General features: G+C 55.6%; 13 protein-coding genes. 9 read left to right on the top strand and 4 right to left on the bottom strand.

Features of this window, described 5'->3' with window-relative positions; genetic code table 11:
* Window positions 1-90: 90 nt before the first annotated feature.
* Window positions 91-1749: a methyl-accepting chemotaxis citrate transducer gene (tcp, locus tag N2K86_RS09815; RefSeq protein ID WP_260661338.1), complete on the top strand. Its 1659-nt coding sequence runs from the start codon at window positions 91-93 to the stop codon at window positions 1747-1749.
* Window positions 1750-1758: 9 nt separating this feature from the next.
* Here the strand turns inward: tcp and smrA are convergent, their stop codons facing one another.
* Both smrA and N2K86_RS09805 read right to left on the bottom strand, forming a co-directional pair.
* Window positions 1759-2322, bottom strand: coding sequence for a DNA endonuclease SmrA (gene smrA, locus N2K86_RS09810; RefSeq protein WP_089598704.1), 564 nt, complete (start codon window positions 2320-2322; stop codon window positions 1759-1761).
* A gap of 356 nt (window positions 2323-2678) precedes the next feature.
* Window positions 2679-3590, bottom strand: coding sequence for a LysR family transcriptional regulator (locus tag N2K86_RS09805; protein ID WP_260661335.1), 912 nt, complete (start codon window positions 3588-3590; stop codon window positions 2679-2681).
* Window positions 3591-3765: 175 nt separating this feature from the next.
* On the opposite strand from N2K86_RS09805, the gene N2K86_RS09800 reads away from it, so the two are divergent.
* The 6 genes from N2K86_RS09800 (at window position 3766) to uspE (ending at window position 10932) form a co-directional block, all read left to right on the top strand.
* Complete coding sequence (locus N2K86_RS09800; RefSeq protein WP_260661334.1) at window positions 3766-5076, top strand: M20 family metallo-hydrolase; 1311 nt, start codon at window positions 3766-3768, stop codon at window positions 5074-5076.
* Window positions 5076-6521, top strand: a complete 1446-nt coding sequence (locus N2K86_RS09795; protein WP_260661333.1) for a M20 family metallopeptidase — start codon at window positions 5076-5078, stop codon at window positions 6519-6521. The genes N2K86_RS09800 and N2K86_RS09795 overlap by 1 nt, the downstream gene beginning before the upstream one ends.
* Window positions 6522-6562: 41 nt before the next feature.
* Window positions 6563-8089, top strand: a complete 1527-nt coding sequence (gene abgT / locus N2K86_RS09790; RefSeq protein WP_260661332.1) for a p-aminobenzoyl-glutamate transporter — start codon at window positions 6563-6565, stop codon at window positions 8087-8089.
* Between the two features lie 10 nt (window positions 8090-8099).
* Window positions 8100-8615 (top strand): methylated-DNA--[protein]-cysteine S-methyltransferase, encoded by a 516-nt coding sequence (gene ogt / locus N2K86_RS09785; protein ID WP_260661329.1) that lies wholly within the window; start codon window positions 8100-8102, stop codon window positions 8613-8615.
* 183 nt (window positions 8616-8798) lie between these two features.
* Window positions 8799-9551: a fumarate/nitrate reduction transcriptional regulator Fnr gene (gene fnr / locus N2K86_RS09780; protein ID WP_006174991.1), complete on the top strand. Its 753-nt coding sequence runs from the start codon at window positions 8799-8801 to the stop codon at window positions 9549-9551.
* Between the two features lie 430 nt (window positions 9552-9981).
* The gene (gene uspE / locus N2K86_RS09775; RefSeq protein ID WP_260661325.1) at window positions 9982-10932 is read left to right on the top strand and encodes a universal stress protein UspE; all 951 of its coding nucleotides are present in this window, start codon (window positions 9982-9984) and stop codon (window positions 10930-10932) included.
* Window positions 10933-11054: 122 nt separating this feature from the next.
* On the opposite strand, the gene pntB is transcribed toward uspE, so the two are convergent.
* Together pntB and pntA are read right to left on the bottom strand one after the other, a co-directional pair.
* Window positions 11055-12443 (bottom strand): Re/Si-specific NAD(P)(+) transhydrogenase subunit beta, encoded by a 1389-nt coding sequence (gene pntB / locus N2K86_RS09770; protein ID WP_024909329.1) that lies wholly within the window; start codon window positions 12441-12443, stop codon window positions 11055-11057.
* Window positions 12444-12453: 10 nt separating this feature from the next.
* Complete coding sequence (gene pntA, locus N2K86_RS09765) at window positions 12454-13983, bottom strand: Re/Si-specific NAD(P)(+) transhydrogenase subunit alpha (RefSeq protein ID WP_260661324.1); 1530 nt, start codon at window positions 13981-13983, stop codon at window positions 12454-12456.
* A gap of 535 nt (window positions 13984-14518) precedes the next feature.
* Here pntA and ydgH point away from each other — a divergent pair.
* Window positions 14519-15463, top strand: a complete 945-nt coding sequence (gene ydgH, locus N2K86_RS09760; RefSeq protein ID WP_010430434.1) for a DUF1471 family protein YdgH — start codon at window positions 14519-14521, stop codon at window positions 15461-15463.
* Between the two features lie 185 nt (window positions 15464-15648).
* Entirely contained in the window at window positions 15649-17031 is a 1383-nt protein-coding gene (locus N2K86_RS09755; protein WP_260661323.1) for an amino acid permease, read from the top strand.
* Window positions 17032-17044 lie beyond the last annotated feature (13 nt).

The following is a 17044-nucleotide window of genomic DNA, read 5'->3' as shown; positions in this document are numbered from 1 at the left end:
CCCTAAGTTAAGCACGAGTGAAATTAAAGTTTAAATTCTATACGACGATAGTATTGATGTACCTCTGCATCTCTCTAACGGACGACCGCTATGCTGAAAAATCTGCACGTAATTACCGGTATTATCTTTGCCCTCACCATATTCTGTCTGCTGCAAGTTGTCACGGGAGGGTTGTTCTACTCTGCCGTCAGCAACGATCGCCATAACTTCCAGAACTCCGGGGTGCTCAATGCCCAGCAGGAGAGCCTGAGCGACAGCGTCAATACGCTGATAAAAACGCGCGTTACCGTCACCCGCGTGGCGATCCGTTACCTGAAAAACCAGCGCGATCCTGCGTCCCTCGCGGCGATCAACAAGCTGTTAGGCACCGCCAATGACTCTCTGGCGAAAGCCGAAGCCTATAACAAAGAGTGGCAGAAAATGCCGCAGGTTAATGGCCAAAACGCAGCCTTAACCGAAGAGATGCAGAAATCCTGGAATCAAATGCACGAGGTGATGCGTCTGTCGATTGAGTATCTGCGCGCCGACAACTACCAGGCTTACGGTGACCTGGATGCCCAGCAGGCGCAGGACGGGATGGAAGCGGTCTATAACCGCTGGCGTGCCGAAAACAACACCCTGCTTAAAGCGGCGACACAAGAAAACCAGAGCAGCTTTACGCAGATGCAGTGGACGCTGGCAGGCATTTTCCTGGCAGTGATCGCCGTACTGGTCGTGATCTGGCAGGGTTTACAACACCTGCTGCTGAAACCGCTCAAAACCATCATGAACCACATCCGCACCATCGCGGGCGGCGATCTGACGCAAAACGTCGATATCTCTGGCCGCAATGAGATGGGACAGCTGGCGGCTGGCCTGCATGAGATGCAGCAGTCGCTGGTTAACACGGTCAGTGCCGTACGCGGGAGCACGGATTCGATCTATACCGGTGCGGGTGAAATTGCCGCCGGGAGCAACGACCTCTCGGCCCGTACCGAACAGCAGGCTGCCTCGCTGGAAGAGACTGCCGCCAGTATGGAAGAGCTGACCGCAACGGTTAAACAGAACTCCGATAACGCGCGTCAGGCTACGTTGCTGGCGAAAAATGCCTCAGAAACGGCCGCACGCGGCGGTCACGTCGTGGATAACGTGGTTCGCACGATGACCGAAATTGCCGACAGTTCGCAGCAAATCGCGCACATCACCGGCGTAATTGACAGCATCGCCTTCCAGACGAATATTCTGGCGCTTAACGCGGCGGTGGAAGCCGCTCGCGCCGGGGAGCAAGGCCGTGGCTTTGCGGTTGTTGCCGGTGAAGTCCGTACGCTGGCGAGCCGCAGCGCCCAGGCGGCGAAGGAGATCAAAGGACTGATTGAGAATTCCGTCAGCCGGGTCAACACCGGCTCTGAACAGGTGAGCGAGGCTGGTACAACGATGAAAGAGATCGTCGCAGCAGTCACTCGCGTCACCGATATTATGGGCGAAATTTCGTCAGCATCTGACGAGCAGAGCCGCGGTATTGAGCAGGTGAGCCTGGCCGTATCGCAGATGGACAGCGTAACGCAGCAAAACGCCGCGCTGGTACAGGAATCCGCCACGGCCGCAGCGGCCCTGGAAGACCAGTCCGAGCAATTGCGTCAGGCCGTGGCCGCATTTCGCCTGAACGTGCAGGAAAGCGCCGCGCCGCGCCCCAAAAATGTGAAAACGCCGCAGCTGTTGCGCCCGGCAACGGCCAGTGCGTCGGGCGACAATCACTGGGAAACGTTCTAAGCCGTAACGCTAGCGGCTGCGCTTGGCGTGCCGCTCCCAGGTCTCCTGTTTCGCTTCGTCAGATTTTCGCAGTGAAACATAGCAAGCCCCGCTGCCGCCGTGATGCGGCAGCGCCACGCAGAAGGCCTGCACTTCCTCGAACTCCGTCAACCAACGCGCCAGATAGCTGCGCACCACATTAGGGTGTGACTTCAGCTCACGCCCTTTGCCGTGCACGATAATCAGATTACGCAGCCCGTCACGACTGGCCTGCCGGATAAAAGAATACAGCATCTGACGGCAGCGTTCGGCGGGCTGACGTAAAAGGGTTAAGCTGGCCTGACGGGAATATTTACCGGAACGCAGCTTATCAATAACGCCCTGCTGAACCCCTTCGCGCTGGAACATCAGCGGCTCTTCGAGCGGCAGCAATTCCAGAAAACCCAGGGTCAGAAAGTTGTCGAGCTGCTCGGTATCAATGTCCTGGCGGGCCCGTGAATTACGGCTTTGCTGCCAGTGGATATCCGTGCAGCGTTTCAGGGGCTGAACATCTTCCATGGCGTCAAGAAAAAGGGATTTGTCGTCAGGGTTCATGGAAATCCTCCGGCTACATCTGGGCTTGTACTATACCTGCGCCAGACAGGCGCCTCAATCACCCCCTGCAGAATGCGGGGCGAGATACATATTATCCTGATGAATATATATAGCCATTATTAAAAACACTTAAAGCATACTTAACAAAAACTTCAGTAAAGTTAAAATAAGTTATTTGCGCTAAATTTTTATAAAATCAATCACTCGCCCGCCTTTCATTTTTTGGGAAAGGTGTTATACCTAAATATACCTGCCTCATGGATATAATACTCAGGACTGGCAAAAGGATGTACTGCTGTGTGTACTATAGGGTCTGTCTGATGTCGGGCAGATCCTGTTTTTTTATATTATATATTTCACGCAACGACTATTTTTCTCGCTTCCCTTCTGAATTGCGTAATTAATGATTCGGCAAGGGGCGTCTGACGTGAATCACGGCGCTGAATTAAATAATAGGTGGCTTTAGGAAGCGACTCAACGACCGGCAGCATGACCAGACGGTGCGCCAGCAAAGGGTCACAGCCCAGCTCCTGCGGCAATATGCTTAAAAAATCACTTTGCGCGACAAGGCTGATGCAGGAAGAAAAGGTTTCGCAGACGACACCAATTCGCGGTATTTGCGAGCGATCGCTAAATACCTCCTCTAATTGCTTATAATAACTTCCCCGCGGGGTCGGCATTGTCCAGTTATAATGCAAAAGTTCATTAATAGAGGTTGCCCCCGTCGCCGGATGCCCTTCCCGACAAAATACTGCAAACGGTTTTTCAAAGAGTTTTTCAAACGTAAACTCATGGTCGTAAGGCCCCTGATAATAGGTATTGATGGTGAAATCCAGCTCGCCCTGGCGTAATTCATTGATCATCGACACCAGCTGCCCTTCCATAATTCGCACCTTAACCTGCGGATGTTGCGCATGGAAACGGGTGATGACGGCGGGCATCAGGCTTCGTGAAACGCTGGCCCCCATTCCGATGTTGATCTGCCCGGCCAGTTCGCCCTGCCGCTGACGGATATCATCCTGCGCCGCACGCAGCTCTTCCAGAATCAACCTGGCGCGCTGGTAAAAGCCCTCACCGCATTCGGTCAACGCGACCCCCTTACTCCTGCGCACGAAAAGCTGCGCCGCTATGCCCTCCTCCAGCTCTTTGATGGATTTGGTCAGCGCCGGTTGCGAAAGATTCAGCGTCCTGCTGGCACCGCGAATGCTGCCCTGACGCGCGACTTCAACAAACGCCCGGATTTGATGAAATTTAATCTGGAATGTCATAGACCGACCGATAACCGTTGTTTATCAGAGTAAAGAAACTGTCATCTACTTTAATAGAAAGGGATGTGCGAGGGTAATTCCTGAACGGTTAAAACTGTGAAAAATCGGTTAGTGATAAGTAAAAACTATCACAGCGTGAAGCAGTTCACATATTTTAATGATGACAGGAACAGATATGGACACACTGGCGCAGTACATCCAGACATTATCCCCACAGTTGAGCGCATGGCGTCGCGATTTTCATCATTTTGCGGAATCCGGCTGGGTAGAGTTTCGTACCGCCGCGAAAGTCGCGGAAATCCTGGACTCGCTGGGTTATGAACTGGCGATGGGTCGTGACGTGGTCGATGCCGAAAGCCGGATGGGGTTGCCCGATGCCGCTACCCTTGCGCATGAGTTTGCCCGCGCGCGGGCGCAGGGCGCGCCTGAGAAATGGCTGACGCCGTTTGAAGGCGGGTTTACCGGCATTGTGGCGACCCTCAATACCGGGCGTCCTGGTCCAACCCTGGCGTTTCGCGTCGACATGGATGCCCTTGATCTAAGCGAAGCGCTGGATGAAAGCCATCGCCCGTTCCGCGACGGGTTTGCCTCCTGCAACGCAGGAATGATGCACGCCTGCGCGCACGACGGCCATACCACCATTGGTCTGGGGCTGGCGCAGGTGCTTAAGCAGAATGAAGCGCAACTCAACGGTACCCTCAAGCTGATCTTCCAGCCCGCCGAAGAAGGGACCCGCGGCGCGCGCGCCATGGTTGCCGCCGGGGCGCTGGACGGCGTGGACTATTTCACCGCCATCCATATTGGTACCGGCGTGCCTGCCGGAACGACGATCTGCGGCAGCGATAACTTTATGGCCACCACCAAGTTTGACGTGAACTTTACCGGCGTGGCCGCACACGCGGGCGGTAAACCGGAGGACGGGCGTAACGCCCTGCTCGCCGCCGCGCAGGCCGCCCTCGCCCTGCACAGCATCGCGCCGCACAGCGAAGGCGCCTCCCGGGTGAACGTCGGCGTGATGCAGGCGGGCAGCGGACGCAACGTGGTGCCCGCCAGTGCCGTGATCAAGGTTGAGACCCGCGGCGAAACCGAAGCCATTAATCAGTATGTCTTTGAACGCGCGCAGGCGGTCATTACCGGCGCAGCGGCGCTCTACGGCGTAAGCGCCGAGATGCGCCTGATGGGTGCCGCGACCTCCAGCGCGCCGACACCGGCCTGGGTTGATTACCTGCGCGAACAGGCGAGCCAGGTGTCCGGCGTGGTGCACGCCATTGATAAAGTCAAAGCCCCGGCGGGATCCGAAGACGCCACGCTGATGATGGCCCGCGTGCAGCAGAATGGCGGCATGGCCTCCTATATGGTGTTTGGCACGGATTTGAGTGCCGGACACCACAACGAAAAATTCGACTTCGATGAGCAGGTCATGGCTATCGCCATTGAAACGCTGGCGCGAACTGCGCTCAATTTCCCGTGGACGCGAGGTGTGTAATGCAGGAGAACTACGCTTTTATTGCCGATGCGATCGACACGCGATGTCGGACGTTAACCGATATTGCCGACGCGATCTGGGATCGTCCTGAAACCCGCTTTGAAGAGTTCTGGTCCGCCGAACGGCTCGCCAGCGAGCTGGAGGCCGAAGGTTTCACGCTGACCCGCGAGGCAGGCGGTATTCCAAATGCCTTTATCGCCAGCTTCGGCAGCGGGAAACCGGTCATCGCCCTGCTGGGCGAATACGACGCGCTGGCCGGATTAAGCCAGCAGGCGCACTGCGCGACGGCGCAATCCGCCACGCCGGGGGCGAATGGCCACGGCTGCGGGCATAACCTCTTGGGCACCGCGGCGCTGGCGGGCGCGGTAGCGGTGAAAAGCTGGCTGGAACAGCACGGCGGCAGCGGTACGGTGCGTTTTTATGGCTGTCCCGGTGAAGAAGGCGGCTCAGGGAAAACCTTTATGGTGCGCGAAGGTCTGTTTGATGACGTTGATGCCGCCGTCACCTGGCATCCGGAAGCCTTCGCCGGGATGTTTAACGTCAGCACGCTGGCGAATATTCAGGCCGCCTGGCGTTTTCACGGCGTGGCGGCGCACGCGGCCAACTCTCCCCATCTGGGACGCAGCGCGCTGGACGCCGTGACGCTGATGACCACCGGCACCAACTTCCTCAACGAACACATTATCGAAAAAGCGCGCGTCCATTATGCCATTACCGATACCGGCGGGATTTCGCCCAACGTGGTGCAGGCACAGGCTGAGGTGCTGTACCTGATCCGCGCCCCGGAGATGGCCGATGCGCAGCAGATTTACGAACGCATCGAGAAAATCGCTCAGGGCGCAGCGCTGATGACCGAAACCAGCGTCGAGTGTCGCTTTGATAAAGCCTGCTCCAGCTACCTGCCGAACCGCACGCTCGAGGCGGCGATGTATCGTGCCCTGCAGCACTACGGCACGCCGCTCTGGACGGAGGAAGAACGCGCCTTCGCCCGCGAGATCCGCGCCACGCTGACGCCCAACGATCTGCAAAACAGCCTGAAAAATATTGCCGCAACGGGGGGAGATGCAGGTAAAGCCTTTGCCCGTCGTCATCAGGAGACGCTGCTGGTGGATGAAGTCGCGCCCTATGCCATCACCGACAACGTGTTGGCTGGCTCCACGGACGTGGGCGACGTCAGCTGGAAAATGCCGGTCGCCCAGTGCTTCAGCCCCTGCTTTACCGTCGGCACGCCGCTGCACACCTGGCAGTTGGTGTCTCAGGGGCGAACCTCTATTGCCCACAAAGGCATGCTGCTGGCCGGAAAAGTGATGGGCGCGACCGCGCTCAATCTGCTGCAGGATGCATCGCTGCTGAAAAAATGCCGTGAAGAGTTTGAACAACAACGACAAGAAAAACCGTACGTGTGTCCGATCCCACAGGGCGTGACACCGTCACCTTTAAAATAAAAAAACACAACACAACAACACAACGCTCCCGAGGAACGCCCATGAGTATGTCATCCATACCTTCGCATTCCCCATCCGGTAAGCTCTATGGCTGGGTTGAAAGGATCGGCAATAAAGTGCCGCACCCTTTCCTGCTTTTTATCTATCTGATTGTGATTTTGATGCTCGCCACCGCCGTACTCTCCGCCTTTGACGTGAGCGTGCGAAGTCCGGCTGACGGCAGCCTGGTGGCGGTGAAAAACCTGCTCAGCGTTGACGGGTTGCACTGGTTTTTACCCAACGTGATTAAGAATTTCAGCGGTTTCGCCCCGCTGGGCGCCATTCTGGCGCTGGTGCTGGGTGCCGGGCTGGCGGAACGCGTGGGCTTGCTGCCCGCGTTAATGGTGAAGATGGCTTCTCACGTCAGCGCGCGCTACGCGAGCTATATGGTGCTGTTTATCGCCTTCTTCAGCCATATCTCCTCCGATGCCGCGTTGGTGATCATGCCGCCGATGGGGGCGCTGATCTTCCTCGCCGTCGGGCGCCACCCCGTGGCGGGCCTGCTGTCGGCGATTGCGGGCGTAGGCTGCGGATTTACCGCTAACCTGCTGATCGTTACCACCGACGTGCTGCTCTCCGGCATCAGCACGGAGGCGGCGAAAACCATCGATGCGGCAATGCACGTCAGCGTGATCGACAACTGGTACTTTATGGCCAGCTCGGTGATTGTCCTGACGATTGTTGGCGGGCTGATTACCGATAGGATCATCGAGCCTCGGCTGGGTAAATGGGAAGGCCGTAGCGATGAAAAGCTGGAAACCCTGAGCAAAGAGCAGCGCTTCGGCCTGCGCGTGGCTGGCGTGGTCTCGCTGGCCTTTATCGCGCTGGTGGCACTGATGGTGGTGCCGGAAAACGGCATATTGCGCGATCCGGTTAAACATACCGTCCTGCCGTCGCCGTTTATTCAGGGCATCGTGCCGCTGATTATCCTCTTCTTCTTTGTCGTTTCGCTCGCCTACGGTATCGCCACCGGCAAAATCCGCCGTCAGGGCGATCTGCCGCAGTTGATGATCGAGCCGATGAAAGAGATGGCGGGCTTCATCGTGATGGTGTTTCCCCTGGCGCAGTTCGTGGCGATGTTTAACTGGAGCAACATGGGCAAGTTTATGGCCGTGGGCCTGACCGACGCGCTGGAGGCTGCCGGGTTAAGCGGCGTACCGGCGTTTGTCGGCCTGGCGCTACTTTCATCACTGCTGTGCATGTTTATCGCCAGCGGCTCCGCCATCTGGTCAATTCTGGCGCCGATCTTCGTGCCGATGTTTATGATGCTGGGCTTCCACCCGGCTTTTGCCCAGATCCTGTTCCGCATCGCAGACTCCTCGGTCATTCCGCTGGCACCGGTTTCACCGTTTGTTCCGCTGTTTTTAGGCTTCCTGCAGCGCTATAAACCGGAAGCCAAACTGGGTACCTACTATTCGCTCGTCTTGCCTTATCCGCTTATCTTTTTAGGAGTATGGCTGGTAATGTTGGTGGCGTGGTATCTTGTCGGCCTGCCGATTGGACCGGGAATATACCCGAGGCTGAACTAAAGGAATGAGGATGCTGAGATTACTCGAAGATAAGATTGCAACGCCGCTGGGACCGCTGTGGGTTATCGCTGATGAGGCGTTCAATCTTCGCGCCGTCGAATGGGAAGAGCACAGCGACCGCATGGAAGAGCTGCTGAACATTCATTATCGTGCTCAGGGTTTTGAGCGTATCAGCGCCGTCAACCCGGGTGGGCTGAGCGACAAGCTTGCGGCGTACTTCGAGGGCGATCTCAGCATCATTGACACTCTGCCGACCGCCACGGCTGGCACCCCTTTCCAGCGCGAAGTATGGCAGGCCCTGCGGTCGATTCCGTGCGGACACGTCATGCATTATGGTCAGCTCGCAGAGCAGTTAGGCCGTGCGGGCGCGGCGCGCGCAGTGGGGGCCGCAAACGGCTCCAACCCGGTCAGCATTGTGGTTCCCTGCCACCGCGTGATTGGCCGCAACGGCACCATGACGGGCTATGCCGGTGGCGTGCAGCGAAAAGAGTGGCTACTGCGCCATGAAGGGTATCTTTTGCTGTAGAAACCAGGCTTTTAGTGCTTAATTTTCTTCCGGTTAGGGTAAGAATCCATAAGCAATTTGTGGAATTTCAAGAAGATGGCGACACAATGTCGCCACTTGTCCTTATTGAGGGTTCGCCAGGCTTACGTACTTACCAAAAAGATGTTAAAATTGACCAATATCAATTAAGGCTTGAGCAAACCTATGATCCCGGAAAAGCGAATTATACGACGCATTCAGTCTGGCGGTTGTGCTATCCATTGCCAGGATTGCAGCATCAGCCAGCTCTGTATCCCGTTTACCCTGAATGAGCATGAACTCGATCAGCTTGATAATATCATCGAGCGTAAAAAGCCTATTCAGAAAGGGCAGACGCTGTTTAAAGCGGGAGACGAACTGAAATCGCTCTATGCTATCCGTTCTGGCACCATCAAGAGCTACACCATCACCGAACAGGGTGATGAGCAGATCACCGGCTTCCATCTGGCGGGCGACCTGGTGGGCTTTGATGCTATCGGCACGGGCCATCACCCGAGCTTTGCTCAGGCACTCGAAACCTCAATGGTTTGTGAAATCCCGTTTGAAACCCTGGACGATCTGTCCGGTAAGATGCCTAACCTGCGTCAGCAGATGATGCGTCTGATGAGCGGTGAGATCAAAGGCGACCAGGACATGATCCTGCTGCTTTCCAAAAAGAATGCCGAAGAGCGCCTGGCCGCGTTTATCTATAACCTCTCCCGCCGCTTTGCCGAGCGTGGTTTCTCCCCGCGTGAATTCCGTCTGACGATGACGCGTGGCGATATCGGTAACTACCTGGGCCTGACCGTTGAAACCATCAGCCGTCTGCTGGGACGTTTCCAGAAAAGCGGCATGCTTGCGGTTAAAGGTAAGTACATCACCATCGAAAATGGTGAAGCGCTGGCGGTTCTCGCCGGGCACGCCCGCAACGTCGCATAAAATCCCCGAATGATTCATGCCAGTTTCGTACATTTTCGTGATGACGGGACTGGCATTTTACATTGTCCTTTTCAACCGCTCCCACTCCCTGGTCTACGCCTGGCACGTTCCCGTTGAGGTTATGATTTGAGAGAAAGTTTATTTTTCGTTTCAGTCGTTATTGCCTCAATCACCTTCATATTCATCTGGATCATGCTTGTCGGCCCTATGAAGGGAGAGGAAAAGACCTATGTGCAGGATTCAACGACCTTTGCAATAGCGGTGATGGTGCTGCTGTTGATTGCGTTTATCGCGGTGACGGTGACCGTTCTGCTTCTTTGATAAATTTGCATGATTTATTGATCTGACAAAACCTCCCCCCTGTTTCATTCAAGATATATAGGTTACTCTTTTAATTACAGACTGTGGTGACAGTAGTAAGGAGACCTGTATGGCCAAGTATCAAAACATGCTGGTAGCTATCGACCCGAATCAGGACGATCAGCCGGCATTACGACGTGCTGTGTATTTACATCAACGGATTGGTGGCAAAATCAAAGCGTTTTTGCCGATCTATGACTTCTCGTATGAGATGACCACCCTTCTGTCGCCTGACGAGCGCACCGCTATGCGTCAGGGCGTCATCAGCCAGCGTACCGCGTGGATCCGTGAACAGGCGAAATATTACCTGGAAGCGGGTGTTCCTATTGATATCAAAGTGGTCTGGCATAACCGACCTTTCGAAGCCATTATCCAGGAAGTTGTCGCCGGTGGACACGACCTGCTGCTGAAAATGGCGCACCAGCATGACAAGCTGGAATCCGTGATTTTCACCCCGACCGACTGGCATCTGCTGCGTAAATGTCCTTGTCCGGTCTGGATGGTAAAAGACCAGCCGTGGCCTGAGGGCGGGAAAGCTGTCGTGGCGGTAAACCTCGCGAGCGAAGAGGATTACCACAATTCGCTGAACGAGAAGCTGGTGAAGGAAACCATCCAGCTTGCCGAACAGGTCAATCACACCGAAGTGCATCTTGTGGGCGCGTATCCGGTCACGCCGATTAACATTGCCATTGAGCTGCCTGAATTTGACCCGAGCGTCTATAACGACGCGATCCGGGGACAGCACCTGCTGGCGATGAAAGCGCTGCGCCAGAAATTCAGCATTGATGAGAAAATGACGCACGTTGAAAAAGGTCTGCCTGAAGAGGTGATCCCGGATTTAGCGGAACATCTGCAGGCGGGGATTGTGGTGCTGGGAACCATCGGGCGCACCGGTATTTCAGCCGCGTTCCTCGGCAATACCGCCGAACAGGTGATCGACCATCTGCGCTGCGACCTGCTGGTCATTAAGCCGGATGAGTTCCAGACGCCGGTTGAGCTGGACGATCCGGAAGACGATTGAGCAGTAAGATGAAAAAAAACCGTCGGGGAACCGGCGGTTTTTTTTGCCGGGTGGCGGCTTCGCCTTATCCGGCCTACGGGTTGGGTAGGCCCGGTAAGCTTGCGCCACCGGGCTTTACCCTGTCAGAGTGATTTCAGAATCGCATCCACGCTGGCTTTGGCATCACCAAACAGCATGTGGGTGTTCTCTTTGAAGAACAGCGGGTTCTGAACCCCGGCATAGCCGGTATTCATGGAGCGTTTAAACACAATCACGTTCTGTGCCTTCCACACTTCCAGAACCGGCATACCGGCGATTGGGCTACCCGGATCGTCTTGTGCAGCAGGGTTAACGGTATCGTTGGCACCAATGACCAGCACGGTGTCGGTGTCGGCGAAATCATCGTTAATCTCGTCCATTTCCAGCACGATGTCGTAAGGCACTTTCGCTTCCGCCAGCAGCACGTTCATGTGGCCCGGCAGACGCCCTGCCACCGGGTGAATACCAAAGCGCACTTTGATGCCGCGCGCGCGCAGCTTCTCGGTGATTTCCGCAACCGGATACTGCGCCTGCGCCACCGCCATGCCGTAGCCCGGGGTGATGATCACGGAATGCGAGTTTTTCAGCATATCAGCGGTATCTTCCGCAGAAATTTCACGGTGCTCACCCACTTCTTCATCCGCACTGGAAGAAGACCCATCGGTCCCGAAACCACCGGCAATCACACTGATGAACGAGCGGTTCATCGCTTTACACATGATGTAAGACAGGATCGCACCCGAAGAACCCACCAGCGCACCGGTGACGATCAGCAGGTCGTTGCTCAGCATAAAGCCTGCTGCCGCTGCCGCCCAACCGGAGTAGGAGTTCAGCATGGACACCACCACTGGCATATCCGCACCACCAATAGACGCCACCAGATGCCAGCCGAACGCCAGCGCAATGATGGTCATCACCAGCAACGCCAGCACCTGCAGGCCTACGCTTTCGGTACGCACGAAGACCACCAGCAGCACAAATGAGACCACCAGCGCCGCCAGGTTCAACTTGTGACGGTTTGGCAGCATCAGCGGCTTAGAGGAAATTTTCCCGCGCAGCTTGCCGAACGCCACAATCGAACCGGTGAAGGTCACCGCACCGATAAAGATGCCAAGGAACACTTCTGTCAGGTGAATGTTCACCAGAATCGGTTCCAGACCCGGTTCGTGATACAGGTAGCTGTTGAAGCCCACCAGCACCGCCGCCAGACCCACGAAGCTGTGCAGAATCGCAACCAGCTCCGGCATCTCGGTCATTTCAACGCGTTTTGCCAGGCGAATACCAATTGCGCCACCGATGATCATCGCCACCAGGATCCACGCAACGTTGCCGGTGTCCGGCCCGAAGATGGTGGCAATCAGCGCAATCGCCATCCCGGCGATACCAAAGTTATTCCCCTGCTGAGACGTTTCGTGTTTGGAAAGTCCCGCCAGACTGAAAATAAACAGGATTGCAGCAACAATGTATGCGGCTGTCACTAATCCTCCAGACATATGCTACCCCTTAGCCTTTACGAAACATTTTCAGCATGCGCTGAGTCACGGTGAAACCACCGAAAATATTGATACTGGCGATCAGCACCGCGACAAAGCTCAGGAAGCTGATCCAGCCGCCGTGACCAATCTGCAGCAACGCCCCGACCACGATAATCCCGGAGATGGCGTTGGTCACCGACATCAGCGGCGTATGCAGCGCATGGGAGACGTTCCACACCACGTAGTAGCCTACGACGCAGGAGAGCGCGAAGACGGTGAAGTGACCAAGGAACTCTTTTGGTGCGACGTCAGCCAGCCAGCCGAACAGAATAATCACCAGCGCCATGATCGCGTATTTGCGCCACGGGGAAGCGGGTTTAGCCGGTTCTTTTGGCTCTGGCGCTGCTTTTGGCGCCGCCTGAGGCTGCGCGGAGACCTGAATAGGCGGTGCAGGCCATGTGATTTCACCTTCACGGACCACGGTAACGCCACGGACAACCACGTCGTCAAAATCAACGGTGATGTTGCCGTCTTTCTCTTTGCAGAGCAGCTTCAGCAGGTTGACGAGGTTAGTGCCGTACAACTGTGAAGACTGGGTTGGCAGACGACCCGGCAGATCGGTATAACCAATGACCTTCACACCGTTGGCGGTCGTGGTCACCTGATTCGGCACGGTATATTCGCAGTTACCGCCGTTCTGCGCGGCCAGATCGACAATCACGCTGCCCGGCTGCATGGAATCAACCATCTCGCGGGTGATCAGCTTCGGTGCCGGTTTGCCCGGAATCAGCGCCGTGGTGACGATGATGTCGACCTCTTTCGCCTGCGCGGCGAAGAGTTCCATTTCGGCTTTGATAAAGGCTTCGGACATCACCTTCGCGTAACCATCACCGCTACCCGCTTCTTCCTTGAAGTCCAGCTCAAGGAACTCGGCGCCCATACTCTGGACCTGCTCCTTCACTTCCGGACGGGTATCAAAAGCACGGACGATAGCGCCCAGGCTATTTGCCGCTCCAATCGCAGCAAGACCGGCCACGCCCGCACCAATCACCATCACTTTCGCTGGCGGTACTTTACCCGCCGCGGTGATCTGACCGGTAAAGAAACGACCAAACTCGTGAGCCGCTTCAACGATAGCGCGGTAGCCCGCGATGTTCGCCATGGAGCTCAGCGCATCCAGAGACTGGGCGCGCGAAATGCGCGGCACCGAGTCCATCGCCATCACGGTGACGCCACGGGCTGCCAGCTTCTCCATCAGCTCTGGATTTTGTGCAGGCCAGATGAAGCTCACCAGCGTGGTGCCCGCGTTCAGCAGCGCAAGCTCGTTCTCTTCCGGTGCGTTGACTTTCAGAATGATCGGTGACTGCCATACCTCTGCCCCTTCGACCACTTCCGCACCGGCCTGGATAAAGGCCTCGTCATCGAAACTGGCCAGTTTGCCCGCGCCGCTTTCAACCGCGACGGTAAAACCCAGTTTGAGCAGTTGCTCCACCGTTTTCGGTGTTGCCGCTACACGGGTTTCATTGGCTAACCGTTCTTTTGGTACCCCAATACGCATAGTTTTCCCTTCCATCGGTTTTTGATGATGGTTTGTCGATAATTGCCCGCGGTCGGTCGCAGATTTCGTCATCCTCATAACGACGAAAAATGATCCACCCCGGAAAATAAAACAGTAACAAACTTTCTATAACCTACTGAAAATAACGCCCGTGATCTACCGTCCAAAAACACTATTTCTTACTTTATCTGTGAAAAATAAGCGATCGGCATCGCTGACAGAGATATTTACCTTAAATTCATCGCTGAGACCGATAAATCGCGCAAGCGAAGCGGCAAAAACATGATATAGCGCCATAACAGAACAACTTATTAACATTAAATTAACTTGTAAAAGTCATAAGCTTTATCAGTTTTACTTGTCAAACGTCTGTTTTTTCAACATATCACTAAATGTTATCGAATCGGGTCATGCGCTGAGCACAGGCTGTGAAAAATGGCGCAGACAGCGACGGGATTTAAATGCCATAATCGGGACCGTCTCAAATTAACAACAATACCAGTACATGGTTTGCGCAAGGCGAAGGATTATTTTTATGAAGCTTAAGAACACACTCCTGGCGTCCGCACTTCTTTCCGCGACCGCCCTGTCTGCGAATGCCGCGACAGAGTTAACGCCGGAGCAAGCGGCAGCGTTAAAACCTTTTGACCAGACGGTCATTGTGGGTCGCTACAACTCCATTGGCGACGGCGTTGCCGCCGCGTCAAAAGCCGCTGATAAAAAAGGCGCGGCTTCGTTTTATGTGCTCGATCAGTCCGATCAGGGCAACAGCGGCAACCAGCGCGTCACCATTGCGCTGTACAAAGAAAATGCGCCTAAAGCGGATGAACAGAAAAACCGCGTGATTAACGGCATCGTTGAACTGCCAAAAGATCAGGCGATTGCGCTTGAGCCGTATGACACCGTTACCGTTCAGGGCTTCTACCGCAGCCAGCCTGAAGTGAACGATGCCATCACCAAAGCCGCGAAACAGAAAGGGGCCTACTCCTTCTATATCGTGCGTCAGGTGGATGCTAACCAGGGTGGCAACCAGCGTATTACCGCATTCATCTATAAAGAAGATGCGAAAAAACGCGTTCTGCAAAGCCCGGACGCTATCCCTGCGGATTCCGATGCGGGACGTGCGGCGTTAGCAAAAGGCGGTGAAGAAGCGAAGAAAGTTGAGATCCCGGGCGTCGCGACCTCTGCAGCGCCAAGCGCTGAAGTGGGCCGTTTCTTTGAAACGCAAACCACCAAAGGTGGACGCTATTCCGTTACCCTGCCGGACGGAACCAAAATTGAAGAGTTGAACAACGCCACTGCCGCGCAGATGGTACCGTTCGACAGCATCAAGTTTACCGGCAACTACGGCAACGGAACGGAAGTCTCTTATCAGGTCGCGAAACGTGCGGCGAAGAAAGGCGCGAAGTACTACCACATCACCCGCCAGTGGCAGGAACGTGGTAACAATATGACCATCAGCGCCGATCTGTATAAGTAACAAAACGGTTCACCCGAGGCGGCGAAATGCCGCCTTTTTTGTTACTTTTTTTCTAATTTCGGCCACACATCATTGCATGCTTTCCTGACACTCCGTAAAATCCCGCGCCTTAGTGTGATCCACCATTTTTATGCGCCCATGCGAAATAATTATTCTGGATTTGGACCTTTCATAACAGGAAGCCAATGGAAAAGAAACTAGGCCTGAGTGCATTAACTGCACTCGTTTTAAGCTCAATGCTGGGTGCGGGTGTATTCAGTTTGCCGCAGAACATGGCGGCGGTCGCAAGCCCTGCCGCGTTAATCATTGGTTGGGCTATCACCGGCGTCGGGATCCTGCTGCTGGCATTTGCCATGCTGCTGCTCACCCGCATTCGCCCCGATCTGGATGGCGGCATTTTCACTTACGCCCGTGAAGGTTTCGGGGAGCTGATTGGCTTCTGTTCCGCATGGGGCTACTGGCTTTGTGCGGTGATCGCTAACGTCTCCTATCTGGTGATTGTCTTCTCGGCGCTCAGCTTCTTTACCGATACTCCTGAACTCCGCCTGTTCGGGGACGGCAATACCTGGCAATCTATTGTCGGGGCCTCGGTACTGCTGTGGGTGGTGCACTGGCTGGTGTTACGCGGTGTCCAGACGGCGGCCAGCATCAACCTGGTCGCGACGCTGGCTAAACTGGTCCCGCTGGGCCTGTTTGTCGTGCTGGCATTTATTGCGTTTCGTCTTGACGTCTTTAAGCTCGACTTCACCGGCATCGCGCTGGGCGTGCCCGTCTGGGAGCAGGTCAAAAATACCATGCTGATCACCCTGTGGGTGTTCATCGGTGTCGAAGGCGCCGTCGTGGTCTCGGCCAGGGCGCGTAATAAGCGTGACGTAGGCCGCGCCACGCTGCTGGCCGTGCTGGCGGCTCTGGGCGTCTATCTGCTGGTGACGCTGCTGTCGCTGGGCGTGGTGGCGCGCCCTGAACTGGCAGAAATGCGTAACCCGTCGATGGCCGGACTGATGGTGAAAATGCTCGGCCCATGGGGGGACGTGGTGATTGCTGCGGGGCTTATCGTTTCCGTCTGCGGCGCCTACCTGAGCTGGACCATCATGGCGGCAGAAGTGCCGTTCCTGGCCGCCACGCACAAGGCGTTTCCTCGCCTGTTTGCCCGCCAGAATAAAAACAATGCGCCGTCGGCCTCACTCTGGCTCACCAACATCAGCGTACAGGTCTGTCTGGTGCTGATCTGGCTCACAGGTTCGGACTATAACACCCTGTTGACCATCGCCTCTGAAATGATTCTGGTACCCTATTTCTTAGTGGGTGCGTATTTGTTAAAAATCGCGACGCGCCCGGCACACTATATTGTCGGCGTCGGTGCCTGTATTTACGGTCTGTGGTTGTTGTATGCTTCCGGGCCTATGCATCTGCTGCTGTCGGTGGTGTTGTATGCGCCGGGTCTGCTGGTGTTTATCTATGCACGTCGCACGCATCAGCTGGAGAACGCCCTTAAGCGCCGTGAAATGGCCGCGATTGGGTTGTTACTGATTGCTGCCGTACCGGCCATGTGGATGTTAATGGGATAGAATCGCCTTTCCC

The organism is Enterobacter mori (genome assembly GCF_025244905.1).
GTDB lineage: Bacteria > Pseudomonadota > Gammaproteobacteria > Enterobacterales > Enterobacteriaceae > Enterobacter > Enterobacter mori_A.
The sequence above is the reverse complement of the archived record's forward strand: the minus strand, read 5'-3'. Positions and strand labels throughout refer to the sequence as shown.